Source organism: Streptomyces sp. UF-297, assembly GCF_058245575.1.
Window position 1 is genome coordinate 75,392 of sequence record NZ_JBSIBZ010000029.1, and the last position, 11,229, is coordinate 86,620.

Here is an 11,229-nt window from a genome sequence, read left to right on the forward strand (position 1 = left end):
TCGGCGCGATGGTCGGAGTGAACGCTGTGTACAGGGCCTTCGCATGCCCGGATGTTGCGAGGAAGTGGGTAGGTACCATGGCCACTTGAGGCGGTGGACAGTCCAACACCAGCCAATGGTGCGACTGCCGCTTTCTGCTTGCCCCGCCTCGACAAGCCGCTGTGCGCCTGCACCCGTTGCCCTTGGTCCGTGAAGTCCCGGGCCCCGCACCGTGCCGCGCCACCTGACCTCACATCGCGCGAGCCGAAACGCACTTGAAGCATTCCGGGACCGGCTTCCGGCACGCCCAGTCCTGCTGAATACCCCCATTCACCCCCCACGAACAAACCTCCCGCAGAGGAGAAGGGCGAGCCTTGTCGGCGAATCGAACCTCCCGCGATGTGTCCTCCGAGCAGTTCAACGCGACGCGGCAGCGAACCGCCGTCGAACCGCTGGTGGACCGCACCGCTCCGCTGGCCCTGTCCTCTTCGCAGCAGCGGTTGTGGTTTCTGGCACAGATGCAGGGCGCGAGTGAGGCGTACCACATGCCGCTCGCCGTACGGCTGCGCGGCAGACTCGACCGCGAGGCGCTGACCCGGGCGCTGGACGCGCTGGTGGCCCGGCACGAAGTTCTGCGCACACGCCTGGTCTCCATTGCGGGCGAGGCCTTTCAGCAGGTCGGCCCGGCCGATACGGGATTCCCCCTCCAGGTCCACGACTTCACCGGCCTGGCCGACGCCGAGGCACGGCTGGCCGCCGTACAGCGGGAAGAGGCCACCGCGCCGTTCGACCTCACGCGGGGCTGCCCGGTCCGCGGCCGCCTGGTCGTCCTGGGCGCCGAGCAGCACGTCCTGCTGCTGACGCCGCACCACATCGCCTTCGACGGGTGGTCGATGGGCGTGCTGACGCGGGAGCTCGGCGTGCTCTACGACGCCTTCCGGCGCGGCGGCGCCGACCCGCTGCCGCCGCTGCCGGTGCAGTACGCCGACTACGCCGCCTGGCAGCGGCGGTGGATGGAGCAGGGCGGGCCCGCCGAGCAGGTCGCCTACTGGAAGAGCGTCCTGGCGGGCGCCCCGGAACTGCTCGAACTGCCCACGGACCGGCCGCGCCCCGCCGAGCAGGACTTCAGCGGCGGGCGGCTGCCGCTGGTCCTCGACGAGGAACTGACCGCCGCGCTGAAGGACTTGGGCCAACAGCACCGGGCCAGCCTGTTCATGACCGTGCTGGCCGCCTGGGCGCTGGTGCTGTCGCGGATGGCGGGCCAGGACGACGTGGTGATCGGCACGCCGGCCGCCAACCGCCGCCGCCCCGAGCTGGAAGGCGCCATCGGCTGCTTCGTCAACACGCTGGCCCTGCGCATCGACCTGGCCGGCGCGCCGACGGTCTCCGAGCTGCTCCAGCAGGTCCGCCGGGTGACCCTGGAGGCCCTGGAGCACCAGGACCTGCCGTTCGAGCAGGTGGTGGAGCTGGCCAACCCGGCCCGCAGCATGGCGCACACGCCGCTGTTCCAGGCGACGGTCGCCTGGCACAACGGCGACGAGGGCGAGCTGGAGCTGCCGGGCCTCCAGGCGGAGCTGCTCGACTCCTCCTACCCCCTCGCCACGTTCGACCTGGCGCTGTCCCTGGCGGAGGTCGACGGCCGCGTCGTCGGCACCCTGGAGTACGCCACCGCCCTGTTCGACGCCGGGACCGCCGAGCGCTGCGGCCGCTATCTGCGGCGGGTGCTGGAGCAGATGGCACAGCAGCCCGGCCGGGGGACGGCCGCCCTCTCGCTGCTGGACGAGCAGGAGCGCCGCCAGTTGCTGGTGGACTGGAACGACACCGCCCGCGCCACCGGTGCGGCCGGCCTGATGGAGCGCTTCGAGGCCCAAGTGCGCGAGCGCCCCGGCCAGTTGGCGCTGGTCTGTGACGAGGCGAAGCTGGACTACGCCACGCTGGAGCAGCGCGCCAACCGGCTGGCCCACGCCCTGATCGCCCGCGGGGTACGCCCCGGCCAGGTGGTCGGGCTCCACACCACCAGCTCGGCCGAGCTGGTGGTGGGCATCCTGGGCGTCCTGAAGACTGGCGCCGCCTACATGCCGCTGGACCCCGCACTGCCCCAGGAGCGGCTGTCGGGCATGGTGGCGGACGCCGCGGCGGCGCTCGTCCTGAGCAATGCCGACGCGCCGCCCGCCGGCTGGCTCTCGCTGAGCGCCGTCGAGGCCGAGGCGGGGCGCGAGGACGCGCCCGGAATCGTGCCGCGCCCGGCCGACCTGGCATACGTGATCTACACCTCGGGCTCGACCGGCCGCCCCAAGGGCGTCGGCGCGATGCACGGCAACATCCTGAACCTGCTGGACAACTGGCTCGCCGAGTTCGAGGCGACCCCGGGTGAGGCCTCCGCGCTGTGGCCGAGTTTCGCCTTCGACGCCTCGGTGCAGGAGATCCTGCTGCCGCTGATCGTCGGCGGCGTACTGCACCTGGTCCCCGACGATCTGCGCAGCGACCCCGCGGCGCTGACGGGCTGGCTCCGTACGCACGGCATCGTGCAGATCCTGCTGCCGCCCGCGTTCGTCAAGTGGTTCGACGAGGCGCCCGCCGAGCGCCTGGAGGGCCTGGCGCTGCGCCATCTGCTGACGGGGCTGGAGCCGCTGCCCGAGGACACCCTGCACCGCCTGGAGCAGCAGCTGCCGGGCCTGCGCATCCTCAACGGCTACGGGCCCACCGAGACCACGCTGTACTGCACCACCTATCTCGGCCCGCGGCCGCTGGCGCGCCAGTGCCCGATCGGCAGGCCGCTGGCCAACACCCGTGTCTATCTGCTCGACGAGCGCCTGGAGCCGGTGCCGGTCGGCGTCGCGGGCGAGATGTACGTCGCCGGAGCGGGGCTGGCCCGCGGCTATCTGGGCCGCCCCGACCTGACCGCCGAGCGCTTCGTGCCCGACCCCTTCGTCAGCGGCGAGCGGATGTACCGTACGGGCGATCTGGCCCGCTGGTCGGCGGAGGGCCAGCTGGTGTACGCCGGGCGGCGCGACCACCAGGTCAAGGTGCGCGGCTTCCGTATCGAGCTGGGCGAGATCGAGGCGGCGCTGCTGGCCCAGCCGGGCGTGCAGGAGGCGGCGGTGCTGGCCGACCGCGACGGTGCCGGTGAACCGCGGCTGGTGGCCTGCGTCGCCCGCGGCGAGGAGGCCCCGCTGCCGGCGGGCCAGTGGCGCACCGCGCTGTCCGAGCGGCTGCCGGAGTACATGATTCCGTCGCTCTACGTCGAGGTGCCGCAGCTGCCGCAGACCGCCAACGGCAAGCTCGACCGCGCGGCGCTGCTGGAGCGCGCGCGTACCGGCGGCCCCGCGCAGGTCAACCAGGCCAGCCCGCGCGACCAGATCGAGCTGAGGCTCTATCAGATATGGCAACGGCTGCTGCTGCAGCCCGAGATAGGCATCGGCGACAGCTTCTTCGACATCGGCGGCACCTCCATCTCCGCCATCAAGATGGCGCACGCCATCCGCGAGGAGTTCGGCGAGGAACTGCCGATCCGCGACATCATGCTGCACCCCACCATCGAAGCGCTGGGCGGGCGGCTGCGGCGCGGCGCCTCGGGCAAGCCCGAGAGCAATCTGATCGAGTTCCGCAAGGGCGAAGGGCGCCGGCGGGTGGTGTGCGTCCACCCCGCGGGCGGCACCGCCTTCTGCTACCTCTCGCTGGCCAAGGCACTGCCCGAGGACTGCGGCGTCTACGGCATCCAGTCGCCCGGCGTGAACCCGGGCGAGGAGTTCCTGCCCACGGTCGAGGCGATGGCCGAGGCGTATCTGAAGCTGATCGAGCCGCTGCTGGACGGGCCGCTGGTGCTCAGCGGGCTCTCCTACGGCGGCCTGGTCGCCCACGAGATGGGCCGTCTGCTGGCGCAGCGGGGCCACACCGGGCTGAGCGTGGTCCTGCTGGACGCCCTGGGCACGGACGACGAGGCCGCACGCACCCAGGTCGAACCGGCCGATATGGCCGAATTCCGGGAGAAGCTGGTCAAGTTCAACGGCATGTACCCGGGCATCGACGACCGGCAGATCGATCAGTACTTCCACATCTACAACCACAACCGGCTCAGCACGCGGGACTACCTCGCGCCGCCTTCCCGGGCCCGCACCGTCCTGATGCAGGCCGTCGGGGACGGCACGGACACCGACGGCCTGCGCGAGGTGCGCGCCTTCTGGCAGCGCCGCGCCGAGGACGGCTTCGAGGTCGAGCCGGTCAACTGCGACCACTGGGAAATGCTGGAGTCCGCCGAAGTGCTGCGCATCGCCACCCGTATCGAGTCCGAGCTGGCCCTCATGGCGACACCCCATGCGCCACCCGCCGCCGGGCAGCCAGGCGAGTCGGCAGCGGCACAGCAGGAGGCGTGATGTTCACCGGATCGAAGCTGCCCGCAGGGGCCCAGGACACCGGCCTGGCGCAGGCCGTACTCGACCAGGCGCGGCGCACGCCGGACGCCGTCGCGCTCGTCGACGGCGAGCGGCGCATGGACTACGCCGCGCTGGACGCCGCCAGTGCCGCCGTCGCCGGCGCGCTGCACCGCCAGGGCGTACGGCCCGGCCAGGCGGTCGCGGTAGCGCTGCCGCGCTCCTGGCAACTGGTGTGCGCCATGCTCGGCATCCTGCGGCTGGGCGCGACAGTGGTGCCGCTGGACGCCCAGAGCCCGCCCGAGCGGCGCCGGCACATCCTGACGGACTCGGCCAGCGCGGCGGTCGTCCACGGCGATGCCGCACCCGCCGAACTCCCGGACGGCATCACGCCGTTGGCCGTGTCCGCGCTGCTGGCCTCTCAGGGCGACCCGCTGCCGCCGCAGGCCGCCGCCGCGGTCTCCTTCGTCTTCTACACCTCCGGCACCACCGGCCGCCCCAAGGGCGTCGAGGTACGCGACGCCGGCATCCTGCGGCTGGCGCGGCCGGGCTACATCGAGCTGGGCGAGGCGGCGCGCTACGCCTGCCTGGCCAACCCGGCTTTCGACGCGGTGAGCTTCGAGGTGTGGGTGCCGCTGCTGACCGGCGGCTGCTGTGTGATCCTGGGCGACGCGGACGTACAGACGCCCGAGCTGCTGGCGGCGGCGCTGCGGCGGGAGCGCGTGGACACCGTGTTCATCACGGTCGCGCTGTTCAACGCGGTGGTCGACAAGGTGCCGGACTGCTTCGCCGAGGCCGGCCAGGTGCTGGTGGGCGGCGAGCAGCTCAACGCCCCGCTGATCCGCAAGTGGTACCGCGACAACGCCGGCGCCACGACCCGCCTGCACAATGTGTACGGGCCCACCGAGGCCACCACCTTCGCGCTGATCCACCCCATCGCGCGCGACTTCGACGGCGATGTGGTGCCGATCGGCCGCGAGCTGCCGGGCACCGAGGCGCTGCTGGTGGCCGAGGGCGCACGGACCGCCGCGGTGGGCGAGGTCGCCGAACTCCACCTGGCGGGCGAGGCGTTGGCGGCCGGCTACCGCAACCTCCCCGAGGAGACCGAGCGCCGCTTCGTCACGCTGCCCTGGCACGACGGCGGCGAGCGCCGCTACTACCGCACCGGTGACCTGGTGCGCCAGGACGCCGAGGGGCGCATCGTGTACGTCGGGCGCGCCGACCGCCAGGTCAAGGTCCGCGGCTTCCGTATCGAGCCCGGCGAGCTGGAGCGGCAGATCCTGACCCACCCCGCGGTGCGCCGGGCCTACGTGTGCACCCGCCGCGACGCGGCACACGGCGTCAATGAGCTGCTGGCCTATGTGGTGCTCGGCGCCGAGCTGTCCTTCGAGGACTTCGACGGCCATCTGTCGGCCACCCTGCCGCCGTACATGCGCCCGCACCGCGCCTACCGGGTCGCGGAGCTGCCGCTGACCGCCAACGGCAAGGTCGACCAGGCCGCGCTGCTGGCGCGCGAGGACCGGCCCTGGCGGCCCGAGGACGTCGCGGGCCCGGCCACCACCGCACTGCAGCGCGAGCTGCTCGGCCTGGCCGGGCGCATCCTGGACGTGCCGGACCTGCGGCTGGGCGACCGCTGGATAGCCAACGGCGGCGACTCGCTCAAGGCCCTGCGGCTGCGCTTCGAGATCCGCCGCCGCTGGGGCCGCGAGGTGCCTCAACAGCTCGTGCTGCAAGGGGACTTCGGGCAGCTGGCCGAGGCGGTCGAGGCGACTCCCGCCGCCGAGGAGCCGCCCTACCCGATGCCCGCCGCCCCCGCCGGGGCGCGCTCGGCGCCGGCCACCTCCGAGCAGCAGCGGCTGTGGCTGCTGCAGCAGCGCACCCCGCACTCCTGCGCCTACAACGTCGGGCAGGCCTTCCGCCTGGAGGGCACGGTCGACGCCGACGCGCTGCGCGAGGCGCTGCGGCACCTGGTGGTACGCCACCCGGCGCTGCGCACGTCCTTCCGGGCCGCTCCCGAGGGCCTGCTCCAGGTCGTGGGCGAGCCGTACGACCCGTGGACGATGGCCGCGCCGGGACATGACGGGGCCAACTGGCGCACCGCGGCCCGTGAACTCTTCGCCAGGCCCTTCGACCTGTCGCAGCCGAGGCTGTTCCAGGCGTCGTGGCTGGCGCGGGACGACGGCGGCGTACTGCTGCTGCACCTGCACCACATCGCGGTCGACGGCTGGTCCCTCAACGTGCTCTTCGCCGAGCTGTCGGCCGCCTACGCGGCCGTGCTGCGCGGAAAGACCCTGCCGGCCACCAACGCCCCGGCGCCGACCCCGCTGGACTTCGCCGACTGGCAGGCCGACTGGTTCACCCGTCCCGCCTACCTCGACCAGCGCGCCGACCTCCAGGCGTACTACGGCGAGTTGGCGCAGACGTCGGAGCCGCTGGAGCCGGTCGATCCCGCGACCCGCCCCGAGGGGCGGCTGCTGCACACCTCCCTGGACCCGGCCCTGCGGGCCACCCTCGACCGCCTGGGCGCCGAACTGGGCCTGACCCGCTTCCAGTTGCTGCTGGGCGTGTTCGCCTGGAGCCTGTACGGCGTGACCGGCCGCGCCCGGCCGCGCATCGCGGGTCCGGTGGCCAACCGCCCGGTGCAGGACTTCGAATCCAGCGTCGGCATGTTCGCCAACACGGTGCTGCTGCCCCTGGACCTGACGCCGCGTGAGGAGCTGCGCGCGCAGCTGCTGCGGCTGGCCGCGGGGGTGCGTACGGTGCTGGACCGGCAGGACGTGGCGCTGGCCGACGTACTGGCCGATCAGGAACACCGCACCGACAGCCCGCCGTTCGACATCCTGTTCGTCCTGGAGAACACCGACTTCTCGCAGCTGGCGCTGCCGGGCAGCGCATCGCGCCCGCTGTGGCCGGTGCCCGCCGAGGCCAAGTGCCCGCTGACGCTGTCGGTCATCGAGCACGCGGACGGCTTCGACTGCCTGTGGGAGTACGGGCACGACAGCTTCACCGAGGCCGAAGTGCGGGCGATGACCGTCCTGTTCCGGCAGGGCCTGGACCGCCTGGCCGAGGGCGGCACGGCCACCCTGGCCGAGCTGGTGGCCCCGTACCGCAGCGGCCTGGCCGACCCGGGCCGCGGCGTGCCGATGCCGCTCGACTTCACCACGGTCGCCGAGGGCTTCGCCCGTCAGGTCCGCTCGGTCCCCGGCGCGACGGCACTGGTGTCCGGCGAGCGCAGCCTGACCTATGCCGAACTGGACGCGCACGCCGCCGCGTTGGCCGCAGAGCTGGCCGAGCGCTACCCGCTGGTGCCGGGCGAGGAGGGTCCGCGCCGCGTCGCGCTCCACCTGGACCCCTCCGTCGAGCACGTGGTCGCGCTGCTGGCGCTGGCCCGCCTCAACCTGACGATCGTGCCGCTGGACCCGGCCTACCCGCCGGCCCTGCTGCGGCAGATCCTGGACCAGGCCCGGCCGCTGTGCGTCCTCGTGCCGCCGCACGGCGCGGCCGCGGTCGACGAGATCGCGCCGGACGGCCTGCCGCGCCACCCGGTCGCACTGTCCGCGGCGCCCGCGCCCGAACTGCCGCCGCACGACGGGGCGCAGCACGACGGATCGACGCACGACGGAGCGACGCACGACGGAGCGCAGCCGCTCTACATCCTGTTCACCTCCGGCTCCACGGGTACGCCCAAGGGCGTCCAGGTGCCCGACCGCACCCTGTGCAACCTGCTCCAGTGGCAGTCCGAGCACGGCGGCCTGGCGGGCGGCGCCGTCACCCAGCAGTTCTCCGCGCTCTCCTTCGACGTGTCCTTCCAGGAGATCTTCGGCACGCTCTGCGGCGGCGGCACCCTGCACCTGGTCCGGCCCGGCTGGCGGCAGGACGCGCCCGCGCTGCTGGCGCACCTCCAGGCGGGCGGCATCGAGCGCGTCTTCATGCCGTACGTGGCCCTGCAGCTGCTCGCCGAGCACGCCGTGCACCTGGGCATCTACCCCTCGCAGCTGCGGGAGGTCGTCACCGCGGGCGAGCAGCTGGTGTGCACCGACGCCATCCGCCGCTGGTTCGCCGGGCTGCCGGGCGCGCGCCTGTTCAACCACTACGGGCCCACCGAGACCCATGTGGCCAGCGCGCTGTGCCTTCAGGGCGATCCGGCGAGCTGGCCGGCCCGCCCGGCCATCGGCCACCCGGTGGCCAACGCCTGGCTGCGGGTGGTCGACGAGGACGACCGGCCCGTCCCCCCGGGCTGCCCCGGCGATCTGCTGATCGGCGGGCCGATGGCCGCGCCCTGCTACCTGGGCGACACCGGCCTCAACGAGGAACGCTTCGTCGAACTGCCCGGCCAGGGCACCTTCTACCGCACCGGCGACCGGGCCCGCTTCGACCGCCGGGGCCTGCTGCACTACCTGGGCCGCGAGGACGAACAGGTCAAGCTGAGCGGCTACCGGCTGGAGCTGGGCCAGGTCGAGGCGGCGCTGCTGGCGCACCCCGAGGTCGTCAACGCCGTGGTGGCACGCGACGGCGATCATCTGGTGGCCTGCCTCCAGTGCCGCGACCGCACCCCGGCGCACGAGGACCTGGCGGGCCATCTGGCGCCGCTGCTGCCCTCGTACGTGCGCGTCGACCGCTTCCGGCGGCTGGAGGTGCTGCCCCGTACCCCCAGCGGCAAGCTGGACCGCCGGGCGGCGCTGGCCGCACCCGGTGAGGAGGTGCGCCCGCGCGGCGGCGCGGCACCGGCCCTGTCGGCGCGCGAGGCACAGCTGACCGAGCTGTTCGAGGCGGTGATCGGCAAGCCCGTCGGCCCCGATCAGCGCTTCTTCGACGCCGGCGCCTCCAGCCTCGGCCTGATGCGCTTCCATCTGCGCATCACCGCCGAGCTGGGGCTGACGCTGACCATCCCCGATCTGTTCGAGCACGTCACCGTCCGGCGCCTGGCGCGCTTCCTGGACGGGCAGGCGTCCGCGGAGACCGGCGTACGGGCTTCGGCGGACGAGCAGCAGACGCCGACCAGGGCCGTTCCCGACGCCATTGGAGCCGACGAGCCCATCGCCGTCGTCGGTATGGCGGTGCGGCTGCCCGGCGCCGAGGACCTGGCCGCCTTCTGGTCCATGGTGGAGGCCGGCGACCGCGGCATCGAGCACTTCGACGCCCCCGACGGCCTGGTCGGCGCCCGCAGCCAGATGGCGGGGCTGCTCGACTTCGACCCCGAGCACTTCGGCATCAGCAGGCGCGACGCACAGCTGATGGACCCCCAGCAGCGCCATCTGCTGATGAGCTGCGTCCAGGCGCTGGCGCACGCCGGGATCTCCGACACCGGCGCGGGGCGCAGTGCGACGGCGGACGCCGCCGGGCAGCGCGTGGGGCTGGTCGCCAGCTGCGGCGAGAACACCTACTTCCAGTCCATGCTGCGCGAGGGCGATCCGGCGCAGCTGCCGGACACCTTCCAGATGGCCCTGCACCACGACAAGGACTTCCTCGCCACCAAGGCGGCCTACCATCTGGGCCTGTCGGGACCGGCGTTCACCGTGCAGGCGGCCTGCGCCAGTTCGCTGGTGGCGGTGCATGTCGCGGCGGGTCTGCTGCGGCAGGGCGACGCCGAGGTGATGCTGGCCGGCGGCGTACTGGTCGACACCCTGCTCAGCGGCGGCTACCGCTACCGGCCGCAGCACATCTTCTCCAAGGACGGGCACTGCCGTCCGTTCAGCGACGACGCCAGCGGCACCATCGGCGCCAGCGGCGTCGGTGTGGTGGTGCTCAAGCCACTGCGGCTGGCGCGGCGCGCCGGCGACACCGTGTACGCGGTGGTCACCGGCTCGGCGCTGAACAACGACGGGGCGGGCAAGCTCAGTTACAGCGCGCCCTCGCTGGCCGGACAGCGCGAGGTCATCCGCAGCGCACTGCGCCGCAGCGGCCGCAGCGGCGCCGACCTGGGCTACGTCGAGGCGCACGGCACCGGCACCCAGCTCGGCGACCCGGTCGAGGTCGGGGCGCTGCGCCAGGCGTTCGACCTGGACGAGTCCGACCACTGCGCGCTGGCGTCGGCCAAGAGCCAGCTCGGCCACCTGGGCGCCGCGGCGGGCGTGGTCGGCCTGGTGCGGGCCGCCTTGGCGGTGCACCACGCCGTGATTCCGCCCAACGTCGACTTCCACCGTCTCAACCCGCAGATCGGCCCCGACCCGGCGCCGTTCTACATCCCGACCAAGGCTCGGCCCTGGCCGGTCGGCCGGAAGCGGGTGGCGGCGGTCAGCAGCTTCGGGATCGGCGGCACCAATGCCCATCTGGTGCTGGAGGCGGGCGAGGAGGAGCGTCACCGGGCGAACCCGGCCGGCGAGGACGCCCCCTTCGCGGCGCCCGCTGCGGCCCCGTACGTCCCCTGCCTGCTGCTGTCCGCCGGCAGCGCGGCGGCGCTGCGTACCGATGCCGCGCGGATCGCCGACTACCTGGAGGCCAGGCCCGAGGCGTACGCGCAGGTGCTGCGGCACCTCCAGGCCGGGCGCCCGGCGCGCCGCCACCGGATGGCGGCGGTCTGCGCGGACGCGGCTGCCGCGGTGGCCTGGCTGCGGACGGCGGCGGATGCCGACGTGGCAGCGGGCGAGGTGACGGCGGGTGAGGAGCTGCGCCCCGCCGACGGCCGCTCGGCCGAGGAGCTGGCCGCCGCCTGGCTGTCCGGGCAGCAGATCCAGTGGCCCGCCGGTCCCGCGCAGGCACCGTGGGACTTCCCGCCGCCGGCCTTCGACCTGTCGACGTACGACTTCGAGCGCGCCCCCGCGGCGGGTGACGAGGCAGCCGCAGACGACCGGACCGGGGGCGGGGCGGCGGGGCCCCCCCCCCCCCCCCCGGAAGGGGCCGGTCCCGGCGGCGGCATCCGCCGGGACCGGAGTCGGTGCGA

2 protein-coding genes are annotated in these 11,229 nt (G+C 73.6%); both read left to right on the forward strand.

All coding sequences use genetic code 11. The features are described 5' to 3' along the window. Positions 1–353: 353 nt before the first annotated feature. Positions 354–4,352, forward strand: a complete 3,999-nt coding sequence (locus AC4IJH_RS18825; protein ID WP_490852909.1) for a non-ribosomal peptide synthetase — start codon at positions 354–356, stop codon at positions 4,350–4,352. After that, positions 4,352–11,229: amino acid adenylation domain-containing protein (locus tag AC4IJH_RS18830; RefSeq protein ID WP_490852910.1), on the forward strand; the 6,878-nt coding region annotated here is incomplete at its 3' end. The genes AC4IJH_RS18825 and AC4IJH_RS18830, both read left to right, overlap by 1 nt.